Annotated in this window: 28 protein-coding genes and 3 tRNA genes; 13 read left to right on the top strand and 18 right to left on the bottom strand. The window is 72.1% G+C overall.

Annotated features, from left to right (window positions below):
• Window positions 1-60: 60 nt before the first annotated feature.
• The 11 genes from ACSSS0_RS07055 to ACSSS0_RS07005 all read right to left on the bottom strand — a co-directional run bounded on the left by ACSSS0_RS07055 (window position 61) and on the right by ACSSS0_RS07005 (window position 7,485).
• Window positions 61-1,017 carry a D-2-hydroxyacid dehydrogenase family protein gene (locus tag ACSSS0_RS07055; protein WP_487230553.1) on the bottom strand — a complete coding sequence of 319 codons (957 nt, stop codon included), beginning with the start codon at window positions 1,015-1,017 and terminating at the stop codon, window positions 61-63.
• 85 nt (window positions 1,018-1,102) lie between these two features.
• Window positions 1,103-1,176 (bottom strand) — tRNA-Asp (locus tag ACSSS0_RS07050).
• Between the two features lie 32 nt (window positions 1,177-1,208).
• Window positions 1,209-1,281: transfer RNA gene (locus ACSSS0_RS07045), tRNA-Glu, on the bottom strand.
• Between the two features lie 116 nt (window positions 1,282-1,397).
• Window positions 1,398-2,444 carry a PHP domain-containing protein gene (locus tag ACSSS0_RS07040; protein ID WP_487230552.1) on the bottom strand — a complete coding sequence of 349 codons (1,047 nt, stop codon included), beginning with the start codon at window positions 2,442-2,444 and terminating at the stop codon, window positions 1,398-1,400.
• A 39-nt stretch (window positions 2,445-2,483) separates the two neighbouring features.
• Window positions 2,484-3,368 (bottom strand): hypothetical protein, encoded by an 885-nt coding sequence (locus ACSSS0_RS07035; protein WP_487230551.1) that lies wholly within the window; start codon window positions 3,366-3,368, stop codon window positions 2,484-2,486.
• Window positions 3,365-3,868 (bottom strand): SigE family RNA polymerase sigma factor, encoded by a 504-nt coding sequence (locus ACSSS0_RS07030; protein ID WP_028785343.1) that lies wholly within the window; start codon window positions 3,866-3,868, stop codon window positions 3,365-3,367. Before ACSSS0_RS07030 ends, ACSSS0_RS07035 begins: the two co-directional genes overlap by 4 nt.
• Before the next feature lie 171 nt (window positions 3,869-4,039).
• Window positions 4,040-4,588: an NUDIX domain-containing protein gene (locus ACSSS0_RS07025; protein ID WP_487230550.1), complete on the bottom strand. Its 549-nt coding sequence runs from the start codon at window positions 4,586-4,588 to the stop codon at window positions 4,040-4,042.
• Window positions 4,589-4,684: 96 nt separating this feature from the next.
• Complete coding sequence (locus tag ACSSS0_RS07020) at window positions 4,685-5,293, bottom strand: methylated-DNA--[protein]-cysteine S-methyltransferase (protein ID WP_487230549.1); 609 nt, start codon at window positions 5,291-5,293, stop codon at window positions 4,685-4,687.
• Window positions 5,286-5,786 (bottom strand): RNA polymerase sigma factor, encoded by a 501-nt coding sequence (locus ACSSS0_RS07015; protein WP_435984712.1) that lies wholly within the window; start codon window positions 5,784-5,786, stop codon window positions 5,286-5,288. The genes ACSSS0_RS07020 and ACSSS0_RS07015 overlap by 8 nt, the downstream gene beginning before the upstream one ends.
• A 158-nt stretch (window positions 5,787-5,944) precedes the next feature.
• The gene (locus ACSSS0_RS07010) at window positions 5,945-6,457 is read right to left on the bottom strand and encodes a methylated-DNA--[protein]-cysteine S-methyltransferase (RefSeq protein WP_487230548.1); all 513 of its coding nucleotides are present in this window, start codon (window positions 6,455-6,457) and stop codon (window positions 5,945-5,947) included.
• Window positions 6,454-7,485 (bottom strand): cation diffusion facilitator family transporter, encoded by a 1,032-nt coding sequence (locus tag ACSSS0_RS07005; protein WP_487230547.1) that lies wholly within the window; start codon window positions 7,483-7,485, stop codon window positions 6,454-6,456. The genes ACSSS0_RS07010 and ACSSS0_RS07005 overlap by 4 nt, the downstream gene beginning before the upstream one ends.
• Before the next feature lie 134 nt (window positions 7,486-7,619).
• Between ACSSS0_RS07005 and ACSSS0_RS07000 the strand changes: the two genes are divergently transcribed.
• On the top strand, window positions 7,620-7,814 hold the full coding sequence (locus ACSSS0_RS07000) for a CsbD family protein (RefSeq protein WP_435984715.1): 195 nt from the start codon (window positions 7,620-7,622) through the stop codon (window positions 7,812-7,814).
• 194 nt (window positions 7,815-8,008) lie between these two features.
• Entirely contained in the window at window positions 8,009-10,414 is a 2,406-nt protein-coding gene (locus ACSSS0_RS06995) for a phosphoketolase family protein (RefSeq protein WP_487230546.1), read from the top strand.
• Between the two features lie 63 nt (window positions 10,415-10,477).
• Here ACSSS0_RS06995 and ACSSS0_RS06990 read toward each other — a convergent pair whose 3' ends face one another.
• Genes ACSSS0_RS06990 through ACSSS0_RS06980 form a run of 3 tightly spaced genes read right to left on the bottom strand, consistent with a single transcriptional unit; the run spans window position 10,478 to window position 13,696 of the window.
• A complete protein-coding gene (locus ACSSS0_RS06990; RefSeq protein ID WP_487230545.1) occupies window positions 10,478-11,266 on the bottom strand; it encodes a DeoR/GlpR family DNA-binding transcription regulator in 789 nt (262 codons plus the stop codon).
• 10 nt (window positions 11,267-11,276) lie between these two features.
• On the bottom strand, window positions 11,277-12,284 hold the full coding sequence (pdxA, locus tag ACSSS0_RS06985; RefSeq protein WP_487230544.1) for a 4-hydroxythreonine-4-phosphate dehydrogenase PdxA: 1,008 nt from the start codon (window positions 12,282-12,284) through the stop codon (window positions 11,277-11,279).
• Window positions 12,281-13,696 carry a four-carbon acid sugar kinase family protein gene (locus ACSSS0_RS06980; protein WP_487230543.1) on the bottom strand — a complete coding sequence of 472 codons (1,416 nt, stop codon included), beginning with the start codon at window positions 13,694-13,696 and terminating at the stop codon, window positions 12,281-12,283. The genes pdxA and ACSSS0_RS06980 overlap by 4 nt, the downstream gene beginning before the upstream one ends.
• Window positions 13,697-13,944: 248 nt before the next feature.
• Here ACSSS0_RS06980 and ACSSS0_RS06975 point away from each other — a divergent pair, with 248 nt between their 5' ends.
• From ACSSS0_RS06975 to ACSSS0_RS06935, 9 genes are read left to right on the top strand one after another with little or no spacing between them, the layout of a single operon-like run.
• Window positions 13,945-15,573: an ABC transporter substrate-binding protein gene (locus ACSSS0_RS06975; RefSeq protein ID WP_487230542.1), complete on the top strand. Its 1,629-nt coding sequence runs from the start codon at window positions 13,945-13,947 to the stop codon at window positions 15,571-15,573.
• A 28-nt stretch (window positions 15,574-15,601) separates the two neighbouring features.
• Window positions 15,602-16,534, top strand: a complete 933-nt coding sequence (locus ACSSS0_RS06970; protein ID WP_487230541.1) for an ABC transporter permease — start codon at window positions 15,602-15,604, stop codon at window positions 16,532-16,534.
• Window positions 16,531-17,484 carry an ABC transporter permease gene (locus ACSSS0_RS06965; RefSeq protein ID WP_487230540.1) on the top strand — a complete coding sequence of 318 codons (954 nt, stop codon included), beginning with the start codon at window positions 16,531-16,533 and terminating at the stop codon, window positions 17,482-17,484. The genes ACSSS0_RS06970 and ACSSS0_RS06965 overlap by 4 nt, the downstream gene beginning before the upstream one ends.
• Window positions 17,481-18,320, top strand: a complete 840-nt coding sequence (locus tag ACSSS0_RS06960; RefSeq protein WP_487230539.1) for an ABC transporter ATP-binding protein — start codon at window positions 17,481-17,483, stop codon at window positions 18,318-18,320. Before ACSSS0_RS06965 ends, ACSSS0_RS06960 begins: the two co-directional genes overlap by 4 nt.
• Window positions 18,313-19,161 (top strand): ATP-binding cassette domain-containing protein, encoded by an 849-nt coding sequence (locus tag ACSSS0_RS06955; protein ID WP_487230538.1) that lies wholly within the window; start codon window positions 18,313-18,315, stop codon window positions 19,159-19,161. Before ACSSS0_RS06960 ends, ACSSS0_RS06955 begins: the two co-directional genes overlap by 8 nt.
• Window positions 19,158-20,150 (top strand): aldo/keto reductase, encoded by a 993-nt coding sequence (locus ACSSS0_RS06950; protein ID WP_487230537.1) that lies wholly within the window; start codon window positions 19,158-19,160, stop codon window positions 20,148-20,150. The genes ACSSS0_RS06955 and ACSSS0_RS06950 overlap by 4 nt, the downstream gene beginning before the upstream one ends.
• Window positions 20,147-20,962, top strand: coding sequence for an HpcH/HpaI aldolase family protein (locus ACSSS0_RS06945; protein WP_487230536.1), 816 nt, complete (start codon window positions 20,147-20,149; stop codon window positions 20,960-20,962). Before ACSSS0_RS06950 ends, ACSSS0_RS06945 begins: the two co-directional genes overlap by 4 nt.
• Window positions 20,959-22,200 (top strand): sialidase family protein, encoded by a 1,242-nt coding sequence (locus tag ACSSS0_RS06940; RefSeq protein ID WP_487230535.1) that lies wholly within the window; start codon window positions 20,959-20,961, stop codon window positions 22,198-22,200. The genes ACSSS0_RS06945 and ACSSS0_RS06940 overlap by 4 nt, the downstream gene beginning before the upstream one ends.
• Window positions 22,197-22,940: an SDR family NAD(P)-dependent oxidoreductase gene (locus ACSSS0_RS06935; RefSeq protein ID WP_487230534.1), complete on the top strand. Its 744-nt coding sequence runs from the start codon at window positions 22,197-22,199 to the stop codon at window positions 22,938-22,940. Before ACSSS0_RS06940 ends, ACSSS0_RS06935 begins: the two co-directional genes overlap by 4 nt.
• 93 nt (window positions 22,941-23,033) lie before the next feature.
• Here the strand turns inward: ACSSS0_RS06935 and ACSSS0_RS06930 are convergent, their stop codons facing one another.
• From ACSSS0_RS06930 to ACSSS0_RS06915, 4 genes are all read right to left on the bottom strand, one after another.
• Window positions 23,034-24,227 carry a thiolase family protein gene (locus ACSSS0_RS06930; RefSeq protein ID WP_487230533.1) on the bottom strand — a complete coding sequence of 398 codons (1,194 nt, stop codon included), beginning with the start codon at window positions 24,225-24,227 and terminating at the stop codon, window positions 23,034-23,036.
• A 75-nt stretch (window positions 24,228-24,302) separates the two neighbouring features.
• Window positions 24,303-24,375: transfer RNA gene (locus tag ACSSS0_RS06925), tRNA-Lys, on the bottom strand.
• Window positions 24,376-24,511: 136 nt separating this feature from the next.
• A complete protein-coding gene (locus ACSSS0_RS06920) occupies window positions 24,512-25,216 on the bottom strand; it encodes a hypothetical protein (RefSeq protein WP_487231235.1) in 705 nt (234 codons plus the stop codon).
• Between the two features lie 93 nt (window positions 25,217-25,309).
• Window positions 25,310-25,897, bottom strand: a complete 588-nt coding sequence (locus ACSSS0_RS06915; protein ID WP_487230532.1) for an LPXTG cell wall anchor domain-containing protein — start codon at window positions 25,895-25,897, stop codon at window positions 25,310-25,312.
• A 1-nt stretch (window position 25,898) separates the two neighbouring features.
• On the opposite strand from ACSSS0_RS06915, the gene ACSSS0_RS06910 reads away from it, so the two are divergent.
• Window positions 25,899-26,321, top strand: coding sequence for a hypothetical protein (locus tag ACSSS0_RS06910; protein WP_487230531.1), 423 nt, complete (start codon window positions 25,899-25,901; stop codon window positions 26,319-26,321).
• A gap of 102 nt (window positions 26,322-26,423) precedes the next feature.
• The gene (locus ACSSS0_RS06905; RefSeq protein WP_487230530.1) at window positions 26,424-26,945 is read left to right on the top strand and encodes a YbhB/YbcL family Raf kinase inhibitor-like protein; all 522 of its coding nucleotides are present in this window, start codon (window positions 26,424-26,426) and stop codon (window positions 26,943-26,945) included.
• Window positions 26,946-26,972: the final 27 nt, after the last annotated feature.

Raw genomic sequence — 26,972 nt, 5'->3', positions numbered from 1 at the left:
GATCTCGCGGTGCGGGTCGCCGGGACGCAGCCGTGGCGCGGTCCCGCGCCCGACGAGCGGTCAGAGCGTTCGGATCGGGGCACCGTCGAGGTATGCCGTCACGTCCTCGACGACGCCGGCCCAGAACGTCGCGTAGGCGTCACGCGTCACGTAGCCGAGGTGGGGTGTCAGCAGCGTGCGCGGCGCGGTGCGCAGCGGGTGGTCGGCGGGGAGGGGCTCCTCGTCGAAGACGTCGAGCCCCACGCCACCGAGATGACCTCGCCGGAGGGCCGAGAGGAGGGCGTGCTCGTCGACGATGGGGCCACGGGAGGTGTTGACGAGCAGCGCGTCGGGGCGCATGAGCGCCAGCTCGCGCTCACCGACGAGACCGCAGGTGCCCTCGGCGAGGACGAGGTGGACCGAGACGACGTCGGAGCCCGACAGCACGTCGTCGAGCGGGGCCGCCCGGACGCCCGCCTGCGCGGCCCGCTCCGGGGTGAGGCTGCGGCTCCACGCGACGACGTCCATCCCGAAGGCCCGGCCCACCGCGGCGACCTGCGTGCCGATGCGGCCGAGCCCGAGCAGGCCGAGCGTGTGGCCGGAGAGGTCGCGACCGACCGTCGTCTGCCAGCCGCCGTCGTGCACGGCCGTGGCCTCGGGGACGAGCTGCCGGGCCAGCCCGAGGACGAGCGCCCACGTCAGCTCGGCGGGGGCGGTGGCGAGGCTCTCGGTGCCGCAGACGGTGACGCCGGCGGCGGTGGCCGCGGCGACGTCGATGCTCGGGTTGCGGCGGCCGGTCGTCACGACGAGCCGCAGGCGGGGGAGGGCGGCGAGGACGGCCGCCGGCAGCGGGGTGCGCTCGCGCATGACGACGACGGCGTCGTAGGGCGCGAGGCGCTCGGTGAGGGCCGCGGCGTCGGAGAGGTGGTCGCGGAAGACGTCGACGGTGCACGGCGAGGTCGGGTGGGCGGTGACCGGCGACCAGTCGGCGCTGGACAGGGCGACGCCCTGGTAGTCGTCGAGCACCGCGATCCGCACCCGCCCACCCTACGAGGCCGGACACGCAAGGCCGGACATGCGAGAAGCGCCGCTCTCTGTGGAGAGCGGCGCTTCTGCTGTCTTGCGACCCCGACCGGGCTCGAACCGGCGACCTCCGCCGTGACAGGGCGGCGCGCTAACCAACTGCGCTACGGGGCCTTACTGGGTGGTGCGTGTCGAACTGTACTGCGTATCCCCAACGGGATTCGAACCCGTGCTGCCGCCGTGAAAGGGCGGAGTCCTAGGCCGCTAGACGATGGGGACCTGCCCGACCTATCCGTTGGGACGTCGAAACTATATGGGAGATTCCAGCACCGTCCAAATCGGCTCCGGATGCCCGTCCGGGACCCCTCCGATCGCCTCCGAAACGGCACTCAGGATCACCCCTTGGCCCACGCCCGGACCTCGTCGACGGGCCACGTCGTGACGATGCGCTCGGCGGGGATGCCGAGGCGCTCGGCGCGCTCGCAGCCGAGGGACTTCATGTCGAGCTGGCCCGGCGCGTGGGCGTCGGAGTCGATGGTGAAGAGGCAGCCGAGGTCGCGGGCGAGCTCGATGAGCTCGTCGGGCGGGTCGCACCGCTCGGGCCGCGAGTTGATCTCGACGGCGACGTCGTGCTCGAGGCAGGCGCGGAAGACCTTCTCGGCGTCGAACTGCGACGGCGGGCGCTTGCCGCGGCCGCCCGTCACGAGCTGACCGGTGCAGTGCGCGAGGACGTTGGTGTGCGGGTTGCGCACGGCGGCCACCATGCGTGGTGTCATCTCGAACGACGGTTGGCGCAGCTTCGAGTGGATCGAGGCCGTGACGACGTCGAGCTGGTCGAGCATGTCGTCGTCCTGGTCGAGGGAGCCGTCGAGGTGGATGTCGACCTCGATGCCCCGCAGGAGCGTGAAGGCCTCGCCGAGGCTCGCGTTGATGGCGTCGACGCGCTTCAGCTGGTCGGTGAGGCGGTCCCGGCTCAGGCCGTTGGCGACGGTGAGGCGCGGTGAGTGGTCGGTCAGCGCCATCCACTCCTGCCCGAGCTCGACGGCGGCGAGGACCATCTCCTCGATGGGGCTCCCGCCGTCGCTCCAGTTCGAGTGCGCGTGCAGGTCTCCGCGGAGCGCGGCGTAGAGCTCAGCGCCTCCGGCCGTCAGCGGTGCGCCGTGCTTCTCCTCGGCGGAGACGAGGTAGGCCGGCAGGACGCCGCGCACGGCCTGACCGATGATCGCGGCGCTCGAGTCGCCGATTCCCTTGATCTGCTTGAGGGTTCCGGCCTCGACGCGCTCGTGCAGCTCCTCCTCGGAGATGAGGGTGATGGCCTCGATGGTCTTGCGGAACGCGTCGACGCGGTAGCTGCTCTCGCGGCCGCGCTCGAGCAGGAAGCAGATGCGTCGGAGCGCGTCGAGCGGGCTGATCGGTGCCTGCGGAGGGGTCGGCTGCTCCATGTCGAGCAGCCTAATCGCGGCGGCCGACGACGCGCCCTCCTACTGCTGCAGGGTCGGCAGCGTGCTCCCGTCCGGGAACTTGCCCGGAGCCGTCGGGGTCGACGGGACGACCCTCACGATGTCGCCGTACTGCTGCGCGATGAGACCGGGCGACGAGCCCTCGTCGGCCATGACGACGACCTGGTCTGCGCGTCCGTCCTGGGTCACGGCGATGATCTCGATCCCCTTGGAACGCCAGAGCATTCGCTGGTCGATGATCTCCTTCGCCACCTTCTGCTTCTCGGCCAGGGAATGGCTCATGACGACGAACTCCACATCGGTCGGTGCCGGCATCGCGGCGGCCACGAAGGCCTCGAGGTCGGGGTCGTGCCGGGTGACGACGACGGCCACGCGGGCGCCTGCGGCATCGGCGGCGTACGCCCCCGAGAAGACGTCGGGCCAGCGCGCGGCCACGGTGGGCTCGACGGCGTCGAACGCGTTCGTCTGCAGGGTCGAGAGGGTGCCGAACCAGCGCGTGCTGTCACGGGCGGGCGGCGCCGACGGGACGAGGTCGACGCCCGTCGGGGTCTCGCTGCCACTGAGGGTCGCGGGGCCGCGGGCGCCGTTGTCGGCGCCCGCGCTCCCGGTCGCGTCCTTCATGACCTCGGGGGCCGAGCCCGCGCTCGCACTGCTCGCCGACCCGCCGCCCTGGCTGAGTGCCATCCACGAGCCGCCGACGGCGCCGACCACGACGAGCGCGGCCGCGGCGCCGAGCAGCGTGGAGCGGCGGCGTGAGGTGCGGGCCCGCCCGCGCATCAGGGCGCGCTGGGCGAAGAGGTCGTCCCGGGGTGGTTCGAGGTCGTTCATGGTGGACAGCGCCTTTCGCAGCTGCAGCTCGCCCTCCTCCGGCGCGGTGCCGGGTCCGCTCGTCGTGTCGTCGCTCATGGGAAGGCTCCCGCCCCGGTCAGTGGTGGTTCGGCGAGCCGGTCTCGCAGGGCGGCGAGCCCGCGCGAGATCTGGCTCTTGATGGTGCCCTCGGCCACGCCCGTGCACTCGGCGATCTGGGGCACCGTGAGGTCCTCCCAGAAGCGGAGGACGAGGACGGCGCGCTGCTTCTCGGGAAGGTCGCGCAGCAGGTCGGTCAGGGTCATCGCGAGCTCGCGGTCGTGGTCGGTCGTGGCCGGCTCGGGGGCCTCGTCGGTGAGGACCTCGCGGCGCCGTTTGCGCTGGTCGTTGAGGTAGAGGTTCATCATCGTGCGTCTCGTGTAGGCCGTCTCGGCGCCGGTGGCGATGCGCGGCCAGGCGACGTAGACGCGCGCCAGGGCCTCCTGGACGAGCTCGTCGCCGTCGGCCCAGTTGCCGCAGAGCAGGTAGGCGCGTCGGCGCAGCATCGTCTGCCGCTCCTCCACGAAGCTGCGGAACGCCGCCTCGTCCCTGCGTCTCATGTGCTCCCGCCGGTCCCGGTCGTCATCGGTGGTGCCGATCGTCTGGCTGTCAGTGTCGTACACCCACCTAGACACAGGGGCACGGCGAACCGTTGCACTCGGCTCCGATCTCACCCGATGGCGTATGCCGGGTGGCGCGGTCGTCGCGGCGCCGCGGGCTCCCGAGAGGGCTCAGGAGACCCTCCCGAGGGCGACGAGCGCGAGCATGAGCGCGGCGACCGTCTCGCCGTCGGTGATCGTGCCGTCACCGACCAGGTCGATGACCTCGCGGACCGGGACCCGGCGGACGTCCCGGATGCCCTCCTCGGCGCGGGCCGCGCTGTCGTGGACGCCCGGTGCCGACTCGAGCCCGGTGGCGAGGAAGACGACCTCCGGTGCCCGGCACACGCCGTTGAGGGCGTTCATCGTGCCGACCTGTCGCCAGTCCCGAGCCACGAGGCCGGTCTCCTCGGCGAGCTCTCGCCGGGCGGCCTCGAGAGGGTCCTCGCCGTCGGTGCCGCCGGCAGGGACCTCGACGGAGCTGCCGACGGTGTGCCGGTCGAGGGTCACGAGGACGACCTCGTCGTCGTCGGTCAGGGCCACGACGAACACGGCGGGGCGCTGCATCTCGACGACCCCGAAGATGCCGTCGGTGCCGTCGGGTCGGGTCACGGCGTCCTCACGGACCCGGATCCACGGGTTCTCGTAGACGACCTTCGTCGCTCGCACGGGCCAGCTCACGACGGGTCTCCGAGGCGCATGCCCCCGATCGTCCCACCCCACTCGAGTGAGCGCCCCGTCCCACTCGAGTGAGCGCCCGGTCACGGCAGGTGGAGGTCAGGCGGCGCGCTCGAGGGCGAGGAGCCGCTCCTTGGCGGGCAGGCCACCGAGGTAGCCGCCGAGCGAGCCGTCCGAGCGGACGACGCGGTGGCACGGCACGACGATCGGCAGCGGGTTCGTCGCGCACGCCGACCCGACCGCGCGGACGGCGCGCGGGCTGCCCGACGCCACGGCGACCTCCCCGTAGCTCTCGGTCGATCCGTAGGGGATCTCGCCGAGGTGCCGGAGCACCGTGAGCCGGAAACCGCGCGCCAGGCGCAGGTCGAGCGGGATGTCGAAGCCCTGCCGCCGGCCGGCGAAGTAGTCGTCGAGCTCGCGGGCCAGCGGGTCGAGGCGGTCGCCGCCGCGCAGGATCCGCGAGCCGACGGACGACCCGAGCGACTCGAGGACCCGGTCGTGGCCCTCGGTCTCGAAGGCCACGCGTACGACCCCGAGCTCGGTGGCGGCGAGCAGGAGCGACCCGACGGGCGAGTCCACGAGGCGGTAGGTCACGTCGACGGCGGACTCTGCGGAGGCACGGTCGACGAGAGCTGCATGGAGGGCGGCGAGGCGTGCGTCCTCGCCGGTCAGGGGCTCGGTGAGGAGCTGGGTCGTGTGGTCAGACATGGGTGCTCACCCTTCCGTCGGTGGCGTACGTGGACCGGAGCCGCGCGATCCCGTCGGCCGCCGCGCGGCGTGCTGCCGCCGGTGTGCCGCCGACGATGCGGGCGACCTCGGGGTGGGGCAGCCCCGCCACGTGGTGGTAGGCCACGCAGAGGCGCTGCTTCTCGGGGAGTGCGGCGACGGCCGTCCAGAGGTCCCCGTCGGGCAGGGCCTCCTCCGGCTGGTCGGCGCGTGGGGCGGTGGCGTCGGGCACCACCGCGACCGGGACGGCGTGACGGGCGCCCGCTCGGGCGACGTCGACGGCCTTGCGGTGCGCGATGGTGACGAGCCACGCCCGGACGTTCGCGTCGTCGGGCAGGTCGGGCCAGGCACGCAGGGCCGAGAGGAAGGTCTCGGACCATGCGTCGTCGGCCTCGGTCGGGCCGAGCACGGCACGGCAGACGCGCAGCACGACGGCCCCGTGCTCGGTGACGGCCTGCTCGAACGGTCGCTTCATGCCCTGTAGACGCTCCGGCCCGCGGAAGTGTGAGGTCCCAGTGTGGCGGACGGGGCGGGACGCTCACTCGAGTGGGACGGGGGCTCACTCGACGGTGGCCGGGCTCTCACTCGAGTGGTGGGTGAGTGCGTCGTCGCACGGGTGTCGGGTGGCCGCTGTCAGAAGAGGCGACCGGAGTCGGCGGCGGGAGGCTCCTCGAGCGCGAGGAGGAAGCGCTTGCGACCCAGCCCTCCGGCATACCCCACGAGTGAGCCGTCGGCCCCGATGACGCGGTGGCACGGCACGACGACGGCGATGGGGTTGCGGCCGTTGGCCGTGCCGACGGCCTGGGCGAGGTTGCGGTCGCCGAGCGCCCGCGCGAGGTCGCCGTAGCTGCGCGTCTGGCCGTAGGGGATCTCGCGCAGCAGCGCCCACACCTTCTGGTGGAAGACGTCGCCGCGGGGCGCGAGCGGCAGGTCGAACTCGGTCAGGGCGCCGGTGAAGTACGCGGCGAGCTGCACCGCGGCCGCCGCGAAGGGCTCGTCGGACGGGTCACCGGCATCGCCGAGCACGTCGGGGTCGTCAGGACGGTACTTCGCGGCGTCCATGAGCAGGTGCGAGATGGCGCCGTCCTCGGCGACGACGGTCAGCTCGCCGACGGGCGAGGGGAGGACGACGTGCGCGCGGCTCATGCCTGGTCGTCGCCCCGCGGTGTCGACCCGTGCGCGGCGACGATGTCGTCGTGGGTCGGGATGGGGAACTCGGCCGTGTAGTCGCCGTAGGCGCGAGGGTCCTCGGAGGGCTCGAGGTGGCACGTCAGGGCGATCTCGCCGAACCCGCGGTGCACGGCCTCCTCGACCTCCTCGACGAGGTCGTGCCCCTGCTGGACCGTCCACGCCCCGGGCACGAGCACGTGCACCTCGGCGAACCGGTGGTGGCCCGAGACCCGGGTGCGCAGCGCGTGGAAGTGGACCTCGCGCGTGACGAAGCGGGCGAGGATCTCGGCGATCGCGCTGTTGTCCTCCTTGGGCATCGAGATGTCCATCAGGCCCTCGGTGGACTCGCGGATGAGCTTCCACCCGGTCCAGACGATGTTGATGCCGACGAGGAAGGCGATGACGGGGTCGAGACGCGCGATCCCGGTCAGGGCGACGAGCACGACGCCGACGACGACCCCGGCGGACGTCCACACGTCGGTCATGAGGTGCTTGCCGTCGGCGGTGAGCGTCAGCGAGCGGTAGCGACGCCCGGCGCGCAGCAGCACGATCGCCACGCCGCCGTTGACGGCCGACGCGACGACCGAGATGGCGAGGCCGAGGCCGACGTTCTCGATGGGCTGCGGGTGCAGGAACCGCTCGACCGCGGTGTACATGATGACGAGGGCGGCGACGAAGATCATCATCCCCTCGACGGCCGCCGAGAAGTACTCGGCCTTGGTGTGGCCGAAGTGGTGGTTCTTGTCGGCGGGCATCGCGGCGACCTTGAGCGCGATGAGCACGGCGATCGCGGCGACGAGGTTGACGACCGACTCGGCCGCGTCGGAGAGCAGGCCCACCGAGCCGGTGATGCGCCACGCGATGACCTTGAGCGTGATGGTGACGACCGCGGCCGCGATGGAGAGGTAGGCGAACCGGCTCAGGTCACGGGTCTGGGGCGCGCGACCGGACGGCGCGGACGCTTCGGGCTGGTCCGACGCGGGACCCGGGTTCGCTGACACCACCCCAGTGTCGCAAAAGGCACCGACGCCCTGTGACGTCCGACGCCCCGGTGGACGTCGTCGTCCCGGTGTGGTGGCGATCGAGGGTGACCGGGTAGGGGGAGTGGTATCCGATCGAAGGCGAAAGGAGCCCTGACATGGGTACCGAAGACAAGGCCAAGAACATGGGTGAAGACCTCAAGGGCAAGGCCAAGGAAGCCGCCGGAAAGGTCACCGACAACGAGCGACTCGAGGCCGAGGGCGAGCGTGACCAGGCCTCGGCAGACCTCAAGCAGCGGGGCGAGCAGCTCAAGGACGCGGGCGACGACGTCAAGGACGCCTTCAACCGCTGACCTTCCGGAGTGGGGTGGGTCGGTCCCGACGGGGACCGGCCCACTGCTCTGTCCGGGTGCGGCGGTCCACCCGAGGGCGTATGCCGTGTGGTCAGGTCCGAGGGCTCCGGGGGCTTCGTCCCCTTGTCAGCAGGGCCCCGGTCGGTGAGGCTCGACGGGACGCACGATCGCCGACCCCTCGAGAGGCCCCCGCCGTGACGACGACCCAGACCCCGACGACCGCCACCGTACCGGCCCCGACCGCCGACGAGATCGCGTCGATGGACGCGTGGTGGCGGGCCGACAACTACCTGACGATCGGGCAGATCTACCTGCAGGACAACGCGCTCCTGCGCCGGCCACTCGTGCCGGACGACGTCAAGCCGCGGCTGCTCGGACACTGGGGCACGAGCCCCGGGCTGTCCTTCGTCTACACCCACATGTCGCGGGTCATCCGGCACACCGGTCAGGAGACGATCTACCTCACCGGTCCCGGTCACGGTGGTCCCGCGCTCGTCGCGGCCGGCTACCTCGAGGGCACGTACTCCGAGATCTACCCGAAGGTGACGTGCGACGAGGACGGCGTGCGCCGTCTCTTCCGCCAGTTCTCGGCGCCCGGTGGCATCCCGAGCCACGTCTCCGTCACGACGCCCGGCTCGATCCACGAGGGAGGCGAGCTCGGCTACGTCCTCGTCCACGCGTTCGGCGCCGTCATGGACAACCCTGACCTGCTCGCGCTCGCCGTCGTCGGTGACGGGGAGGCCGAGACCGGGCCGCTCGAGGGCTCGTGGAAGGGCATCTCGTTCCTCAACCCGCGTCGCGACGGCGCGGTCCTGCCGATCCTGCACCTCAACGGCTACAAGATCGCCGGCCCCACGGTGCTCGGCCGCAAGGACCCGGCCGAGGTGCGCAAGCTGCTCGAGGGGCACGGCTACGACGTGCTCGAGGTCGAGGGTGACGACGTGCCGGGCATGCACGAGCGCTTCGCGGAGACGCTGGCGACGGCATACGGCCGGATCCGCGCCATCCAGCAGGAGGCGCGGGCCGACGGCTGGACGATGGGGGAGCGACCGCGGTGGCCGCTCATCGTGCTGCGCACGCCGAAGGGGTGGACCGGCCCGGAGGAGGTCGACGGCATCCCCGTCACGGGCTCGTGGCGCTCGCACCAGGTGCCCCTCTCGGGCGTCAAGGACAACCCGGAGCACCTCGCGGTCCTCGAGACCTGGCTGCGCTCGTACCGGCCCGAGGAGCTCTTCGACGAGTCCGGCAGGCCGACCGACCTGGTGCTGCAGGCGAACCCGGAGGGCGACCTGCGGATGAGCGCCTCCCCGCACGCGAACGGTGGCGTCCTCAGCACCGAGCTCGACATCCCCGACTTCCGCGACTTCGCGCGGGACGTGCCGTCGCCGGCGGCGACCCGGGAGGAGTCGACGCGCGCCCTCGGCGAGCTGATGCGCGAGCTCTACGTGCGCAACCCGACGACCTTCCGGCTCTTCAGCCCCGACGAGACCAACAGCAACAGGGTCGGCGCCGTCTTCGACGTCTCAGACCGGATGACGGCCGAGCGGGTGCTCGAGCAGGACGAGAAGCTCTCGCACGACGGGCGCGTCATGGAGGTGCTCTCGGAGCACTCGTGCCACGGCTGGCTCGAGGGCTACACGCTGACCGGCCGCCACGGCCTCTTCGCGACGTACGAGGCGTTCGCGATGGTGAGCGCGTCGATGACGGTGCAGCACAGCAAGTGGCTTCAGGAGGCCAACAAGCTCGACTGGCGCGCGGACGTGCCGAGCCTCAACATCCTCCTGACGTCCACCGCGTGGCGCAACGACCACAACGGCTTCTCGCACCAGGGTCCCGGGCTCATCCAGACGGTGCTCAACGCGCGCGGCGAGGTGTCGCGGATCTACCTGCCGCCGGACGCGAACTGCCTTCTCTCCGTTGCCGACCACTGCTTCCGGTCGAAGAACTACGTCAACCTCGTCGTCATCGACAAGCAGCCGCAGCCGCAGTGGCTGACGATGGACGAGGCCGTCGCGCACTGTGCGGCCGGCGCCGGGATCTGGGACTGGGCCGGCACCGACGACGGCGACCGCGACCCCGACCTCGTGCTCGCCTGCGCGGGCGACGTCGTGACGATGGAGGTCGTCGCCGCCGCGCAGATCCTCAAGGAGAAGCTGCCCCAGCTGCGCGTCCGCGTCGTCAACGTCGTCGACCTCATGACGCTGCCCCGAGCCCGCAGCCACCCGCACGGCATGGACGACGTGCGGTTCGGCGAGCTCTTCACCGACCACGTCGACGTCGTCTTCGCCTTCCACGGCTACCACGGCGCCATCCACCAGCTCGTCCACGGACGGCCCGACGCCGACCGCTTCCACGTGCGCGGCTTCAGCGAGGAGGGCACGACGACGACACCGTTCGACATGGTGGTGCGCAACGGCGTCGACCGCTACTCCCTCGTCATGGACGCGATCAACAACGCCGGCCGCCAGGTGCGCGGGTCGAGCGAGGTCAAGGCCTGGTGCGAGGCGCAGCTCGCGAAGCACCAGGCCTACATCGTCGAGCACCTCGAGGACATGCCGCAGGTGCGCGACTGGGTCATGACGACCGTCGTCGAGGACTGAGCGCCCGCCACGACGACAGATGGCGTATGCCGCCCACCCGGCTGGGCGGCATACCTGACCTCGTCAGTCGCGCCGGGGGGCGATGACGACCTCGATGCCGTTGTCGCGGAAGGCTTGCAGACGGGCGGGATCGGCGGACTCGTCGGTGACGAGGGTCCACGTGCGGGGCATGACGGCCCAGGCGTGGAACGGTGACTGGCCGAGCTTGTCCGCGTGCGCGAGGACGTAGGTGTGCTCGGCCCGGCTCATCATCAGCTCCTTGAGCCGCGTCTGCTCCAGGTCGGCCTCGCAGATGCCGCGCTCGGCGTGCACGCTGTCGGCGCCCATGAACGCCCGGTCGAAGGACAGCCGCTGCACGGCGGCCTCGGCGAGCGGTCCGACGAAGGCCTGGCTGAGCGGGCGCAGCCGGCCGCCGAGCGCGATGACGTCGATGCCGATGCTGTCGGCGAGGGTGCCCATGGCGCTGATGCCGGCCGTGACGACGGTGAGCTCGGTCAGCTCGGGCGTCTTCGTGATCGCGTCGGCGAGCGCGCCCATCGTCGAGCCGGCGTCGAGGAGCACGGTCTCGCCGGGCTCGATCTGGTCGGCGGCCCAGCGGGCGATGTCGCGCTTGGCGGCGTGCGCCTCGCCGAGGCGCTGGCGCAGCGAGGCCTCGGGGTGGTGCGCGAGGCTCATCACCCCGCCGTAGGTGCGGGCGAGCTTGCCCTGGGCGGTCAGCTTGGCGAGGTCACGCCGGATCGTCGACGCGGTCACGCCGAGCTGGTCGGAGAGCTCCTCCACGCTCGCGAGCCCACTGGTGGTGGCGAGGCGGACGATCTCTCCCCGACGCGTCTGTGCGGTGTGCTTCGCCACGCTGGGCACCTTAGGCGTCCACGGGCCGGGGCGCCATCTCCGCGCCGAGGCGCAGCGCCTCGATCATCGAGCGGTGGTCGGCGACACCGGTGCCGGCGATGTCGAAGGCCGTGCCGTGGTCGACGGACGTGCGGATGACGGGCAGGCCGATCGTGACGTTGACGCCGGCCTCGAGGCCGAGCACCTTGACGGGCCCGTGCCCCTGGTCGTGGTACATGGCGACGACGAGGTCGTAGTCGCCGCGGCCAGCGAGGAAGAAGAGCGTGTCGGCCGGCAGGGCCCCGTGCACGTCGATGCCGTCGGCGCGGCAGACCTCGACGGCCGGGTCGATCTTCTCGGCCTCCTCGCCGTAGCCGAAGAGGCCGTTCTCACCGGCGTGCGGGTTGATGCCGCACACGCCGATCCTGGGGGTCGGGTTGCCGGCGTCGACGAGGGCCTGGTGGCCACGGCGGATGACGCGCTCGACGAGGCCGGGCTCGATGCGGTTGACCGCGTCGATGAGGCCGATGTGGGTCGTGACGTGGATGACCTTGACCTTCTCGGTCGAGAGCATCATCGACACCTCGGGCGTGCCGGTGAGGTGGGCGAGCAGCTCGGTGTGGCCGGGGAAGACGTGGCCGCCGGCGTGCAGCGCCTCCTTGTTGAGCGGCGCCGTGCAGATGGCCTGCACCTTGCCGGCCATCGCGAGCTCGGAGGCGACGCGGATGTAGTGGTAGGCGGCGTCGCCGGCAACGGCGGACAGCTGCCCGAACGGGAGGTCCTCGGGCAGCAGCGCCAGGTCGATGACGTTGATGCGACCGGGGATCTCGCTCGCCTCCTCGACGTCGTCGATGGTGACGATGTCGACGGCCACGCTCGCGATGGCAGCGGCCTGCTTGAGGCGCAGCGCGTCACCGACGACGACGACGCGCGCCATCGTGGCGACGTGCGGGTCGGCGAGTGCCTTGACGATGATCTCGGGGCCGATGCCGGCGCCGTCTCCCATGGTCACGGCGATGCGGGGAAGGGCGACGCTCATGAGTTCTCCTCGGTGGTCGCGCCGGGGGTGGCGCGGGGTGCGGTGGTGGTCGATGACGTGCGGTTCGGCCGGGCCTCGGTCGGGACGGTGGTGGGGCCGAGCAGGTGCTCGACGACGCGGACGAGCGAGGCAGGGCCGCCGAAGCTGCCCGGGCGCGTGACGACGAGCCGGCCGCCGGGACGGCGGCTCACGACCGTGCCGGTCTCGACCTCCGCGACGACCTCGAGGGCGGGCACGTCGAGCTGGTCGAGGACGGCGCGGGCCGTCTCACCGCCGGACAGGAACGCCGCGTCGTAGCGGTCGAGCAGGGGCGAGACCGCGGCGGCGAGGGCCTCGGTCAGTGCTCGGGACCGGCTCGGGTCAGCGTCGGCCGCGGCGTCGAGGGCCAGGACGACCACCCCGTCCGGGGGGAGGGCGGTGAGCCGTTCGACGAGGGCCCCGGGGTCGCCGAGAAGGGCGTCGGGGTGCAGCTGCAGGGTGATGGCGGCACACGGGCCCAGCTGCGCGATCTGCGCGGCCACCCCGGGAGCGCGCGTCCCGAGCACGAACAGCACGGACCGCGCCTGCCCTGACCGCGCCTGCCCCGCCCGCGCCGTCTGCCCTGCCGTCTCGGGCCCTTCGGGGCCTTCGGGGCCACCGGGGCCACGGCGCCGGTGTGGCGGAAGGGCGCGGACGGCCGCGTCGGCCAGGGCTCCCGACCCGACGAGAAGGGTGTCGCGGCCCTGCCCTGCGCTCGCGGCCAGTGCGGCGGCGTGGACGACGTCGAGGTCGGCGTCCGTCACGGCGTCGCAGACGGCCACGAGCCCCGTGCTTGCAGCCTCGACCAGGGCCGTGGTGACGGCCTCGACGCCGCGCAGCACCGTGGTGTGGGGGACGAGCACGGTGCGCAGCGGGCGCAAGGCAGCGGCGACCCGGTCCGGCGCGGGGGTCGGCTCGACGGCCCAGAGGTCGGTGTGGTGCAGGGGCGTGCCGCCGACGTGGAGCACGCCGTCGAGCACGAAGCGCTCGAGGGCGGGGTTGGCGACGGCGACGACGGGCGCGCGCCGCAGCTCCTCCGCGAGCGCCGCGACCTCTGCGGCGACGTGGCCGCGGAGCAGCGAGTCGACCTTCTTGACGACGACCGGAGCGGCCGCGACGAGGGCGGCGGCTGCGCGAAGCGCGCGCACGGCCCCGGCCTCGGGGAGGCGGCGCGAGTCGGTGTCGACCGTGACGACGGCGCCGCCGGCGCCGAGAGTGCCGACCGCACGGGCGGGCGCGCCCGCATCGTGGGACTGATCGGAGGTGGTCCCGATGTCGGACGCCGAGCCAGCGAGAAGCACAGTGCTGCGCGAAACACGCACAAGGGCGTGTGATGCGCACTCTGCGGCGCCGCTCAGGTCGTCAGCGACGATGCCCAGGGCGAGTGCAGTCATGGTCTCCTCCTCACGGTGTTCACTGCGCGTGTAGTTCTGTGCGACAAGGAGATTGGAGACCTTGCCGATGGGAGCGAAGGGTGGTGCGGTGCCCTCTGGGAGTGCACCGGACGGCATACGACCAACTGTCCCTTCACAAAAAACGCTACAGGTATTGCGCGAATCGCGCAATGGTGCGAAGGTGGTCCAACCCGAGGGGCGCAGCGTGCGCCACCGACGGGGAGGCCACCGCTCAACGAGGAGTCCCGATGCCCCAGCAGCCCGCTCTGCTTCCCACGTCTGACCAGCCGACGCGGGAGGTCTCGCGTCGCTCGATCCTCAAGCTCGCCTCGCTGGCCGGCGCCGGAGCGCTCTTCGCTCCCGCGCTCGCCGCCTGCGCCGGGCCCAAGTCCGCCACCACCGCGAACACTGCCGGGGCAGGGGCCGCGGGGGGCACACTGAGCATCGTGCTCAACCGCAACCTGGTCAGCCTCGACAACAAGCTGAACCAGTACGACGCGGCCGTCACCGTCCAGCGCGCCGTGCGCGAGGCCCTGACGAAGATCGGCGACAAGCTGACGCCCGAGCTCGTGCTCGCCGAGTCGTTCGAGCAGACCAAGCCGACCGAGTGGACCGTCAAGCTGCGCGACGACATCCACTACTCCGATAAGTCGAAGGTCACGGTCGAGGACGTCGAGACCGCGCTCAGGCTCTACTTCGAGGTCAAGGCCGGCTACGTCGCCTCGCAGTTCCCCGAGCAGCCCACCTTCGCCAAGATCGACGACCGGACGTTCACCTTGACGACGAAGAGCCCCGTCGTCTCCCTCAACTCGCTGATGTCCAACATCCTCATCACGCCGGCCAAGGACAACAAGGCCGAGGAGCTCGGCACGGGCCTCGGCACCGGACCGTTCACCATCGCGAGCGCCGACTCCGGCACCGGCACCTACCGCCTCGTGCGCAACGCGAACTACTGGGGCACGCCCGCCAAGCTCGAGACGGTCAACGTCAGCTACCAGGAGGAGGAGGGCGCACGGGTCATCGCCATCACCTCGGGCCAGACCGACGTCATCGACACGATCACGCCCGAGTCCGCGACCTCGCTCAAGACCAACTCCGACATCGACGTCATCGAGACGCCCGGCACCCGCCTGATCCACCTCTTCTACAACTTCCGCAAGCCGGCGAGCAGCCCGCTCGCCAACCCCAAGGTGCGCGAGGCCCTCACCTACGCGGTCGACCACGAGTCGCTCATCAAGGCGCTCATGAACGGCCAGGTCACCTCGGCCGAGGGCGTCGTCCCGACGACGCTCGCCGGGTTCGCCAAGACGGGTGAGTACACCTACGACCCGGCCAAGGCCAAGCAGATGCTCGCCGACAACGGCGCGTCCGGGCTCAAGGTCCGCATCATCTGGGAGGACTCCGAGTTCGCGGGTGCCTCGCGCGTGCTCGAGGCCATCTCGCAGATGTTCGCGGCCGTCGGTGTCACCACCGAGCTGAAGATGATCCCCAAGGGCGGCGAGATCAACGCCTGGCGTCGCGGCGAGGCCGGTGACTGGGACATCCTCGCCAACGGCTACGGCAACCAGACCGGGCTCGCGCTGACCAACCTGCAGGGCCAGTACGGCGGCACGGCGGAGAAGGAGAAGACGCGCGACACCTACCACGGCTTCGTCGTCCCCGAGATCACCGCGCTGCTCGACCAGGCCGCCGCCGAGTCGGACGAGGCGAAGCGCAACGACCTGCTCAAGCAGGCCCAGGAGAAGATCTGGGCACAGTGGCCGGCCGTGTGGGCGTGGACCCCGAACAACGTCCTCGCCAAGCGCAAGCGCGTCCAGAACCTCAACCTCCGGGCGACGAACTCCTACGACCTCGCCGCCGTGACCGTCTCCGGCTGATCCCAGCCGACCAGACCAAGGTGATCCCATGCTTCTGTACGTCCTCAAGCGAGTCGGCCAGACGATCCTGACGGCCTTCCTGGCCGTCGCGACCGTGTTCGTCCTGCTCCGCATGGCCCCGGGCGACCCCGCCGCCAACTATGCGCCGCCGAACCCGAGCTCGGAGCAGCTCGAGGCGATCCGCCAGCAGTTCGGGCTCGACCAGCCGGTCCCCGTGCAGTTCTGGACGTTCCTGCAGCACCTGTTCCAGGGCGACGTCGGCACGTCGTTCTTCTTCAAGCGCCCCGCGCTCGACGTCGTCCTGGAACGCCTGCCCTACACGATCACCCTCGCGATCGCGGCGATCGTCGTCACGGCGCTCGTCGCGATCCCGCTGGGGGTGTGGATGGCCCGCCGCAACAACACGGCTCCCGAGCTGGGGGCCAACATCGGCACCATCGCCGGTCAGTCGATGCCGGACTTCTGGATCGGCTTCGTGCTGCTCATCCTCTTCGCCGTGAACCTCCACTGGTTCGCGCCGTCGGGGTTCGACTCTGCGGCCTCGATCATCCTGCCGACGGTGACGATCGCGATCCTGCAGATCGCGCTCATCTCGCGGCTCGTGCGCCGCGAGATGGTCGTCAACCTCGCGTCGCCGTACCTGACCGTCGCCCGGTCACGGGGCGTGTCGGAGCGGGCGCTGACCTGGCGCTACGCCTTCTCCAACGCCGCCCTGCCGGTCGTCACCGCTTTGGGCACCCGCTTCGCGGCCATGCTCAACGGCGTCGTCATCGTCGAGGTCGTCTTCAACTGGCCGGGCGTCGGCGAGCTCGTCGTCAACGCGCTCAAGCAGCGCGACTTCCCGCTCATCCAGGCGACCGTCCTCGTCACCGTGCTGCTGGCGCTCGCCGTCCAGCTGCTCGTGGACCTGCTCTACCCGCTCATGGACCCGCGGGTCCGACTCGGAGAGGCCAGCTCATGACCACCTCGACGAACCTGCCCGGCCACCCGCAGGTGCCGAACCTCGCCGAGGTGCCCGGCTCCATCCTCGGCCGCGACTCGGCCGTGACGAAGGTGCTGCTGCGCCGTTCGGCGGCCGCGCGACGGGCGCGCTACAGCACCGTCAAGATCTGGGTCGGCGCCATCTGTGCGGGTGTCGTCGTCATCCCCGTCGTCCTGGCGAACGTCCTCCCGCTGCCCGACCCGATCGTGGGCGCCCTGTCCGAGTCGTCGCTCCCGCCGTTCAGCGCGGGCCACCTGCTCGGCACCGACCCCAACGGACGCGACCTGCTCTCGCGCATCCTGCACGGGGGCCAGACGTCACTCGTCATCGGCTTCCTCGCGATCTTCGTGTCGGGGCTCTTCGGCATCGTCGCGGGCGCCGCGGCCGGCTACTTCGGCGGCTGGGTCGACACGATCATCTCCCGGCTGCTCGAGGCGCAGATGGCGCTGCCGCTGTTGCTCATGCTGCTGCTCGTCGTCGCGCTCTTCGGCCCGTCGATCCCCGTCATCACGCTCGTCATCGCCTTCGCCCAGTGGCCCGAGCCTGCGCGCATCACCCGCGCGCTCGTGCTCGTCGAGAGGGAGAAGCCGTACGTCGCGGCGGCGCGGGTGCTCGGGCTGCCGAAGCTCTCGATCCTCAGCCGCCACGTCGTGCCCAACATCCTGCAGCAGGTGCTCGTCGTCGTGCTCCTGCTGCTCGCCCAGGCCGTGCTGCTCGAGAGCGCCCTGTCGTTCCTCGGAGCCGGCGTCCAGCGGCCGTACCCCACGTGGGGCGGCATCATCTCCGACGGACGCGAGCTCTTCGTCACGGGCAAGCCGTGGCTCGTCACCGTGCCGGGCGTGGCCATCGCGCTGCTCGTCGTCGGCGTCAACCTCGTCGGGGACGGCCTGCGCGACCGGGTGCGACGCGCGAAGGGAGACCAGACATGAGAGTCCTCGAGGTCAAGGACCTGCAGGTCGAGCTGCTGACCGGCACGAGCGTCGTGCGCGCGGTCGACGGCGTGAGCTTCCACATCGACCAGGGCGAGACGGTGACGATCATCGGCGAGTCCGGCTCGGGCAAGTCGACGACGGCGATGGCGATCCTGCGCCTGCTGCCCGACGACCTCGCGGTCATCTCGGGCGAGGCCCGCATCGGCGGTCAGGACGTCACGGGCAGCCGAAAGGTCATCGACAAGCTCCGCGGGCGTGCCGTCGCGCTCATCCCGCAGGACCCGATGACGGCGCTCAACCCCATCCGCACCATCGGCCGGCAGATGACCGAGGCCGTCCGCATCAAGTACCCCGAGCTCGGCAGGGCCGAGGCGAAGGCGCGGGCCCTGTCGCTCATGGATCAGGTGCACATCCGCAACCCCGCCAAGCAGTTCGACGCCTACCCGCACCAGCTCTCGGGCGGCATGCTCCAGCGCGTGCTCATCGCGATGGCGGTCTCGACCGACGCCGACCTCATCGTCGCCGACGAGCCGACGAGCGCGCTCGACGTCACGGTGCAGGCGGGCATCCTCGACCTGCTCCTCGAGCTGCAGGAGCAGACGGGCATCGCGCTGCTCCTCATCACCCACGACCTGGGTGTGGCCCGTCTCATGAGCGACCGCGTCCACGTCATGAAGTCCGGCGCCTTCGTCGAGGGCGGACCGGTCACCGACGTCGTCGACCACCCCCAGCACCCCTACACCCAGAAGCTCCTCGGGGCGATCCCCGAGCTGGGCCCCTGGGAGGACCCGAGCGCCACCGAGCCGCTCGTGAAGGAGGCCAGCCATGGCTGAGGACCTGCTCACCGTCAGCAACCTCGTCGTCGAGTACGGCACGGGCAAGGACGTCTTCCGGGCCGTCGACGACGTGTCGTTCAGCGTGCCCCGCGGCGGCACCCTCGCCATCGTGGGGGAGTCCGGCTGTGGCAAGTCGACGATCGCGAAGGCGCTCGTCCGGCTGCTCGTCCCCACCTCCGGTGTCATCGACCTCGACGGCACCGACCTCGCCCGGCTATCCGAGAAGCAGCTGCGCCCGATCCGCCACCGCGTGCAGATGGTCTTCCAGGACCCGTACGGCTCGCTCGACCCGCACCTGACCGCGCAGGAGATCGTCGCCGAGCCCATCCGGGTGCGCGGCGAGAGGTCGCGCAAGGCCCAGCGCGACAAGGCGGCCGCCCTCATCGAGCGGGTCGGGCTGCCACGCACCGCCCTCGAGCGCAAGCCCCCGGAGTTCTCCGGCGGCCAGCGCCAGCGCATCGGCATCGCCCGGGCACTCGCGTCCGGCCCGGAGCTGCTCGTGTGCGACGAGGCGACGAGTGCGCTCGACGTCTCCGTCCAGGCTCAGGTGCTCGAGCTGCTCGCCGACATCCAGGCCGAGACCGGGCTGACCTACCTCTTCATCTCGCACAACCTCGGCGTCGTCCGCGCCATCTCCCAGGACACGGTCGTCATGCGGGCCGGCCGGATCGTCGAGAGCGGCCGCACCGACGACCTCCTCTCGCGCCCGCAGGAGGAGTACACCCAGCGCCTGCGCCGCTCTGCGCTCGAGCCGGGTCTCATGACCGGCATCAAGCCGCGCCACCTCATCCGCCACATCGCCGCCTCCCGCACGGCCGAGACCGAGAAGGCCTCATGACCACCGCTGCCCTCCCGACCACCGACCTGCCCGGCCTCGACCGACCGCTCTCGCGGCTCGTGCTCGGGACCATGACCTTCGGCGACACCGTCGACCTCGACACCGCCCGCACCATGGTCGACATCGCGCTCGACGCGGGCATCACCTCGATCGACACCGCCAACGGGTATGCCGCCGGGCGCAGTGAGCAGATGCTCGCCGAGATCCTCGCCGGGCGGCGTGACGCCGCGACGATCGCGACCAAGGCCGGCATCTACCCCGGTGACGCGGGCGACGCCCCGCTCCTCTCGGCCGCGGGCCTGCGCTCGTCGCTCGAGGCGAGCCTGCGCCGGCTGCAGACCGACCACGTCGACGTCTACTACCTCCACCAGCCCGACCGCTCGGTCCCGATCGACGAGACCGTCGCTGCCCTGGGGGAGTTCGTCAAGGAGGGCACGGTCCGCGCGATCGGCGTCTCGAACTACTCGGCCTGGCAGATCGGCGACGTCTTCGCGGCGTGCGACGCGCTCGGCACGCCACGGCCGATCCTCGCCCAGCAGCTCTACAACCTCGTCGCGCGTCGCATCGAGGCCGAGTACTCGGAGTTCGCCACGACGAAGGGGCTCGCGACCATCGTCTACAACCCCCTCGGCGGCGGCCTGCTCACCGGTCGCCACTCCTTCACCGAGTCGCCGGGCGAGGGCCGTTTCGGCTCGTCGGCGCTCGCGTCCATGTACAAGGACCGCTACTGGAACGCCGAGACGTTCGCGGTCATCGAGGCTCTCGGCGCCATCGCGTCGGAGGCCGGCATCACCCTCCCCGAGCTGTCGCTGCGGTGGCTGCTGAGCAAGCCGGTCGTGTCGTCGGTGCTGCTCGGGGGGTCCAAACCACACCAGCTGGAGGCCAACATCACTGCTGCACAAGCCGGTCCGCTCCCCGACGACGTCGTCGCCGCGTGCGACGAGGCGGGCCAGGCGCTCGCCGGGTCGATGCCGGGGTACAACCGATGAGCGTGCAGGGAGGTGACGGAGGCACCGCGATGGAGCGCAGCCGGGAGCGGGTGCTCGACTACGCCCGCCGCGTCCGGGCCCGCGAGACGATCCTCGGCTACTGGGTCATCATCGACTCCCCGGTGTCGACGGAGCGCCTTGCCCGGCTCGGCTACGACTACGTGTGCTTCGACGCCCAGCACGGCCTGCTCGACTACAAGGGCATCCTGTCCGGGATGCAGGCGATCGACGCCGGGGGCGAGTCCGTCGGCATGGTCCGGGTCGGTGCCAACGACCCCTTCCTCGTCGGGCAGGCCCTCGACGCCGGTGCCGCCGGTGTCATCGTGCCGCTCGTCAACACCGCGGAGGACGCCGCACGCGCCGTGTCGTACGCCAAGTACGGCCCCGAGGGCGTCCGTTCCTACGGCCCGATGCGGTCGCAGCTGCGCATCGGCCCCAACCCGGCGGACTCCAACGCCGCGACCGTCGTGCTCGCCATGATCGAGACGCCCCAGGGCCTCGAGAACGTCGAGTCCATCGCCGCGACCCCCGGCATCGACGGGCTCTACATCGGCCCGTCCGACCTCCGTCTCGCCGTGGGCGGTGCGACCTCGACCGACCCGGCTGTCGACGACGTCTTCGAGCGGGCGGTCGACCGGGTCCTGGCCGCCGCCGAGGCTGCCGGCATCGCCGCCGGCTTCCACACGCCCAGCGGCGAGGTCGCGGCCAAGCGCCTCGGCCAGGGCTTCACGCTCGCGACCGTCTCGTCCGACCTCATCCACCTCGAGCAGGCCGCGACGGCCCACCTCAAGGCGGCCCGGGGCGAGTCGTGAGCGTCGCCGGGGCAGGCGCCGAGGTGATCCCGACCGACGGCGTGCTGCGCCCGCGCGACGGAGGAGGCCACACGGCATACCTCCCGACCCCGACGGTGCAGTGCCACGCCGCCAACCTCGCGTGGCTGCCGAACGGCGACCTCGCGTGCGTGTGGTTCGGCGGCACGCAGGAGGGCGTCAGCGACATCACCGCCTACCTCAGCCGTATGCCGCCCGGTGCGGACACGTGGCTCGCCCCCGTGCCGCTCAGCGACGACCCGACGCGGTCGGAGCAGAACCCGGTCCTCTTCACGGCCCCGGACAGCGACGTCTGGCTGCTCTACACGGCGCAGCTCGCCGGCAACCAGGACACGTCCGAGGTGCGCCGACGGGTCTCGCACGACGGAGGCGACACGTGGGAGGCGCCGACGGTGCTGCTCCCCGCGACCGGGACCGGCGGCGTCTTCGTGCGCCAGCCTCCCGTGGTGCTCGCCGGCGGACGCATCCTGCTGCCCGTCTTCAACTGCGTCACCGTGCCCGGCGAGAAGTGGGTCGGCAACGAGGACACGTCGAGCGTGTGGTGGAGCGACGACGGCGGCGCGACGTGGACCGAGGCGCCCGTGCCCGGCTCGCTCGGCTGCGTGCACATGAACGTCGTGGTGCGACAGGACGGCTCGCTCTGGGCCTGCTTCCGGAGCCGCTGGGCCGACCACGTGTGGGAGACGACGTCGACGGACGACGGGATGACGTGGGCCGAGCCCACCCCGACCGCGCTGCCCAACAACAACTCCTCGATCCAGGCCGTCACCGTCCGTGGCGGGGAGGTCGCGCTCGTCTTCAACCGGAGCTCGGCGCTCGACGCCACCGAGCGCCGGGTGTCCCTCTACGACGAGATCGACGACGAGGGCGTCGTCGACGGTCTCGACGGGCCGGTCGTCGCCGAGCCGTCCCCCGAGGAGGCCGAGGCTGCGGGTCGACGCACCGCCTTCTGGGGTGCCCCGCGGGCGCCGATGACGCTCGGCCTCAGCCCCGACGAGGGGCGCACCTGGCCCGTGCAGGTGGACCTCGAGACCGGCGACGGCTACTGCATGTCCAACAACTCGCGAGACGGGCTCAACCGCGAGCTGTCCTACCCCTCGGTGCTGCCCGGCCCCGACGGCGACCTGCACGTCGCCTACACGTACCACCGCCGTGCCATCAAGCACGTGCACCTGCCCGCCGACGTCGTCGACCGCCTCCGCCGGAGCCCGTCCCGGTGACGGTGCCGACGCGGCCCGAGCCGGCGCTCGCCCCACCTGCCGACCGTGCGACACGCACCGCGGTCGTCACGGGGGCCAGCTCGGGCATCGGTCTCGCCATCGCCCACGACCTCGTCGGTGCCGGGTGGCACGTCCTCGGGCTCAGCCGCTCGCGCGGTGCGCTGTCGGACGCCGCCACGTGGGTGCCGTGCGACCTGGCCGACGTGATCTCGGCCGACGAGGCCGTGCGCGTGGTGCGCGGGACCGTGGCCGGCGGCGTGGACGCGGTCGTCCACGCTGCCGGCCTGCAGTACTCCGCCGGGGTCGGCGAGCTGCGACCCGAGCAGGGCGAGCGGATGTGGGCCGTGCACGTGCGCGGTGCCGAGCTCGTCGTGGGCGGGCTCGTCGGCGTGCTCGCCGACGGCGGCCACATCGTGCTCGTCGGCAGCCGCACCATGACGGGCGTGCCGGGCAAGAGCCAGTACGCCGCGACGAAGGCGGCCCTCGCGGCGATGGCCCGGGCGTGGGCGGCGGAGCTCGCGCCCCGGCGGATCACCGTCAACGTCGTCGCACCCGGTCCGACGCGGACGGCGATGCTCGACGACCCCAACCGCGCCTCGGTGCCGCCGGTCGTGCCGCCCCTCGGTCGGCTCGTCGAGCCGTCGGAGGTCGCGGCCCTGACCCGCTTCCTGCTCGAGCCGACCGGCGCGATGGTGACCGGTCAGACCATCGTCGTGTGCGGCGGCGCCTCGCTGCCCTGAGCCGCGTCGCCGCGTGTCGGCAGGTAGAGCTGCGGGGGCGTATGCCGGGTGGCCGGGTCGTGCTGGACGGTGCGGCCGGGGCCGGCGGACCCGTCAGGCGGTGACGTTCTCGAGGACGACAGCGAGTCCCTGGCCGACGCCGATGCAGATGCAGGCGACGCCCCATCGTCCCCCGGACCTCTGCAGGTCACGCGCGAGCGTGCCGAGGATGCGACCCCCGGACGCGCCGAGGGGGTGGCCGATGGCGATGGCCCCGCCGTGCCGGTTGACGATCTCGGGGTCGATGCCCCACGCGTCCACGCAGGCGACCGACTGTGCGGCGAACGCCTCGTTGAGCTCGACGGCCGACACGTCGGACCACGTGATGCCGGCACGGGCGAGAGCCCGCTCGGCGGCCTCGACCGGCGCGAAGCCGAAGAGCTGCGGGTCGAGCGCGCCAGCACCGCGACCGGCGATGCGCGCCACCGGGTCGAGCCCGAGGCGCTCCCGGGCGCTCGCGCCGCCGAGCAGGACGGCCGACGCGCCGTCGTTGAGCGGCGAGGCGTTGCCGGCGGTGACCGTGCCCCCCTCCGCGCGGAACGAGGTGCGCAGCCCGGCGAGGCGCTCGACCGTCGTGTCGGCGCGGATCGACTCGTCCCGGGCGAGCTCGACACCGGGGACCGGCACGACGAGATCGTCGTAGAAGCCCTCCGTCCAGGCGGCGTCCGCGAGCCGGTGCGACCGCGCGGCGAACGCGTCCTGCCGCTCACGGGTCACGCCGTGCCGCTCGCGCAGCTGCTCCGTGGCCTCACCGAGCGACACCGTCCACTCCGACGGCATCTTCGGGTTGACGAGCCGCCAGCCGAGCGTCGTCGACGAGAGCTCGAGATTGCCTACGGGATAAGGCATCTCGGTCTTCGGCATGACCCAGGGAGCGCGCGTCATCGACTCGACGCCGCCGACGAGCACGACGTCGGCGTCGCCCGTCTCGATCTGCCGCGAGGCGATCATCGCCGCGTCGAGGCTCGATCCGCAGAGTCGGTTGACCGTCGTGCCCGGGATGCTCGTCGGGAGTCCCGCGAGCAGGGTCGCCATCCGCGCGACGTTGCGGTTCTCCTCGCCCGCGCCGTTGGCGTTGCCGAAGACGACCTCGTCGACCAGGCCCGCGTCGGCGGCGAGGCCGGGGGAGCGGTCGACGACGGCGCGCACCACGAGGGCCGCGAGGTCATCGGGGCGGGTCGCCGCGAGGGCACCCCCGAAGCGGCCGAACGGGGTGCGGACGGCGTCGTAGACGAACGCGTCGTTCACGGTCGTGACTTCCTGGTCGGAGCGGACGGCATACGAGCAGGCCTACGCCTGAGGTGTGCCGTGGCGTCATCCTCGTGGGCCCCGTCGGGCTCGAACCGACGACCGGCGGATTAAAAGTCCGATGCTCTACCGACTGAGCTAGAGGCCCGTGGTCCGACTCGGCACGTCCGCACCGCTTCGAACCCGCCGTCAGTATGCCCGAAACCCCCGACCCCAGCCGAACCCGCGACCCGCGACGCTCGATCGCCCGCGCGACCGCCCGGGACGGGTGACAGGCTCACGAGTCAGGTGTGGCGGCCGCGCACCCAGTCCTCGAGGGTGCCGTCGACGTGGCCGCGCATGACGAGGGACCAGACGAGGACGGAGGCCGCGAACTCACCCATGGGTGCCGCGGCGGCCACGTCGTCACGCAGCGCCACGAAACCCGGGCCGTCGGAGGGCCGACGGAAGCGCAGGCGCGGTGAGTCGAGCACGGCCGCGCGGGCGCTCGCGGGGAGGCTCTCGACGGTGGCCGGCCGGGCCGCGGCCGCGGCACGCCGCGCTCGGACCCCCCTCACCCGGAGCAGGCCGCCGACCGTCACGCCGACGGCGGCGGCGGCCAGGACGACCGCCGCGCCGAGCGCGAGGTCGGACTCGCGGACCGGCCACCGCCAGGCGACGGCAGCGGCCGCCGCGGCGAGCGCGAGCGCCACCGCGAAGGGCCACGCCTGGCGCCACCAGACGGCGTCGCGCTCGAGCCGCTCCTGCTCGTAGAGGCGGGCGGCCCACTCGCGAACGGCGAAGACCGGGAAGCCGGAGGCAGCCGGCTGGACGGGCTCGGCCGCGGACGCCGGGGTGCCTCCGGCCGCGGCCGCCGGGGTGCCTCCGGCCGCGGCCGCGGGCGCCGAGGCGGGCTCGGACGTCGTCCGGTGCGCGGGTCCGCGTCGCACCGCCCCGGTGCTGTGCGCTTCTCGTTGCTCGCGCATCCGGACCCCTGTCTGCTTTGTCACGTTTCGTGACCTTCAGCGTAACGAGGGATCGAGCCGAACGTGCGGACCCCCACGCCGCGCGGCTCGTGCAGCCGGCAAAGGACCGCCCGACCGTCAGGCGCCGGCGTCCGGCTGGTCCGCTCCCGGAGCGGCGGCCGGGCTCTCGACGGGACCGAGGGTGGCCCGCAGCTCGCGCCTTGCCGAGTCGATGACGGCGCGACGAGCCCGGAACTGGTCGGGGTCGGCCGTCGGTGTCGTCGCGAGGTCGGCGCCCACGGCCTCGACGAGCCCGCGGAGGAGACCACGGATGTCGGTGACCCGCCCGGCGCGGGCCCCGTCCGGCGCCTCGGTCGCCAGGGCGTGGAAGGCCTCGTCGATCTCGAGCAGGCGCGGCTGGGCGGCTGTCCAGATCGGCAGCGCCTCGGCGGCGCTCGGCCGTTCCAGGACCTGGGTGGTGAGCGAGTCCTCGACCCAGGACGCCTCCCGCTCGGCGGCGAGCAGCCGGTCGTCCCAGGCCTGGAGCTCCGCCTGTGCCTGGCGCCGTCGGATCAGGAACCAGGCGAGCGCGCCGAGCAGGATGAGCAGGAGCAGCAGCCACGGCCACCACGTCGTCCCCTGTCCCGAGGTGGCCTCCGCCGGCACGGCCTCGGTCGAGGTCGGAGTCGGCGTGGGGGACTCGCTCTCGGACGGTGTCTCGGTCACCGTGGCCGTCTCGGTCTCGGTCCGGGTCACCGTCGCCGTCTGGGTCCTCGTCTCCGTCTGCGTCCGGGTCTCCGTCCGGGTCTCCGTCTGCGTGACGGTCTCCGTCTCCGTCGGGACGGTCCGGGTCGGCAGCTCCGGGAGCGTGACCGCCGGTTCGCTCGTCGCCGGTTCGCTCGCTGCCGGTTCGCTGGCAGCCGGTTCGCTCTCAGCCGGTTCGCTGGCAGCCGGTTCGCTCGCGGACGGCAGGGCCGAGCGACTGATGCTCGGCAGCGTCGTCGGCAGGGTGATCGACCCGCTGCCTGAGCACGCAGCGAGGACCGCGATCACGACCAGGGAGGCAAGCGTGCTGGCCAGGGCAGGAATGCGTCTCATGGCCGATTGTCCGCGCACGACACCCGGCCCGGGCGTCACCCGCGCGGGGTGAGATGGCGGAGGCAGTCAGTGGCTGCGGACGTGCCCACGGCCCGGACGGCACACGGAGTCGGTGGGTATGGTGCAGACGTCAACGACTGAGCAGGAGGACCGCATGAGCCTGGACCGACCGGTCGCCCCCGATCCCTACGACCTGCTGCCGCAGGTGCCGTCCTTCACGGTGACGAGCGCCGACGTGACGGACGGGGCACCCCTGAAGGACGACCAGGTGGCCGCCGAGGGCAACACCTCCCCGCAGCTGTCGTGGAGCGGTGCCCCCGAGGGGACGCAGAGCTACGTCGTGACGTGCTTCGACCCCGATGCCCCCACCCCGTCGGGCTTCTGGCACTGGGTGCTGGTCGACGTGCCGGCCGACGTCACGTCCCTCGACACGGGTGCTGCGTCGAAGGCCTTGCCGGGCAAGGCTTTCCACGTGCGCAACGACGGCGGCGAGGCGGGCTTCATGGGTGCCGCGCCGCCCGAGGGTGACATGCCGCACCGCTACTTCTTCGTCGTCCACGCCGTCTCCGAGCCGACGCTGGGCGTCGACGACTCGGTGTCGCCGGCCGTCGTGTCCTTCAACCTCGCGTTCAAGACGCTCGCCCGCGCCGTCATCCACGGCACCTACCAGCACTGACGCCGTCGGCGTCACCGCGATGGCGTA

The sequence above is a fragment of the Terrabacter sp. R4-6 genome (assembly GCF_057529065.1).
Note: the sequence above shows the minus strand (reverse complement) of the source record. Positions and strands in the feature narration are given on the sequence as shown.

Coding starts and splice junctions, on each gene's coding strand:
- ACSSS0_RS07040 (WP_487230552.1), bottom strand. CDS start 2,444: ATGGAGCAGCCGACCCCTCCGCAGGCACCGATCAGCCCGCTCGACGCG.
- ACSSS0_RS07035 (WP_487230551.1), bottom strand. CDS start 3,368: ATGAGCGACGACACGACGAGCGGACCCGGCACCGCGCCGGAGGAGGGC.
- ACSSS0_RS07030 (WP_028785343.1), bottom strand. CDS start 3,868: ATGAGACGCAGGGACGAGGCGGCGTTCCGCAGCTTCGTGGAGGAGCGG.
- ACSSS0_RS07020 (WP_487230549.1), bottom strand. CDS start 5,293: ATGTCTGACCACACGACCCAGCTCCTCACCGAGCCCCTGACCGGCGAG.
- ACSSS0_RS07015 (WP_435984712.1), bottom strand. CDS start 5,786: ATGAAGCGACCGTTCGAGCAGGCCGTCACCGAGCACGGGGCCGTCGTG.
- ACSSS0_RS07010 (WP_487230548.1), bottom strand. CDS start 6,457: ATGAGCCGCGCGCACGTCGTCCTCCCCTCGCCCGTCGGCGAGCTGACC.
- ACSSS0_RS07000 (WP_435984715.1), top strand. CDS start 7,620: ATGGGTACCGAAGACAAGGCCAAGAACATGGGTGAAGACCTCAAGGGC.
- pdxA (WP_487230544.1), bottom strand. CDS start 12,284: ATGAGCGTCGCCCTTCCCCGCATCGCCGTGACCATGGGAGACGGCGCC.
- ACSSS0_RS06980 (WP_487230543.1), bottom strand. CDS start 13,696: ATGACTGCACTCGCCCTGGGCATCGTCGCTGACGACCTGAGCGGCGCC.
- ACSSS0_RS06975 (WP_487230542.1), top strand. CDS start 13,945: ATGCCCCAGCAGCCCGCTCTGCTTCCCACGTCTGACCAGCCGACGCGG.
- ACSSS0_RS06970 (WP_487230541.1), top strand. CDS start 15,602: ATGCTTCTGTACGTCCTCAAGCGAGTCGGCCAGACGATCCTGACGGCC.
- ACSSS0_RS06965 (WP_487230540.1), top strand. CDS start 16,531: ATGACCACCTCGACGAACCTGCCCGGCCACCCGCAGGTGCCGAACCTC.
- ACSSS0_RS06960 (WP_487230539.1), top strand. CDS start 17,481: ATGAGAGTCCTCGAGGTCAAGGACCTGCAGGTCGAGCTGCTGACCGGC.
- ACSSS0_RS06955 (WP_487230538.1), top strand. CDS start 18,313: ATGGCTGAGGACCTGCTCACCGTCAGCAACCTCGTCGTCGAGTACGGC.
- ACSSS0_RS06950 (WP_487230537.1), top strand. CDS start 19,158: ATGACCACCGCTGCCCTCCCGACCACCGACCTGCCCGGCCTCGACCGA.
- ACSSS0_RS06945 (WP_487230536.1), top strand. CDS start 20,147: ATGAGCGTGCAGGGAGGTGACGGAGGCACCGCGATGGAGCGCAGCCGG.
- ACSSS0_RS06905 (WP_487230530.1), top strand. CDS start 26,424: ATGAGCCTGGACCGACCGGTCGCCCCCGATCCCTACGACCTGCTGCCG.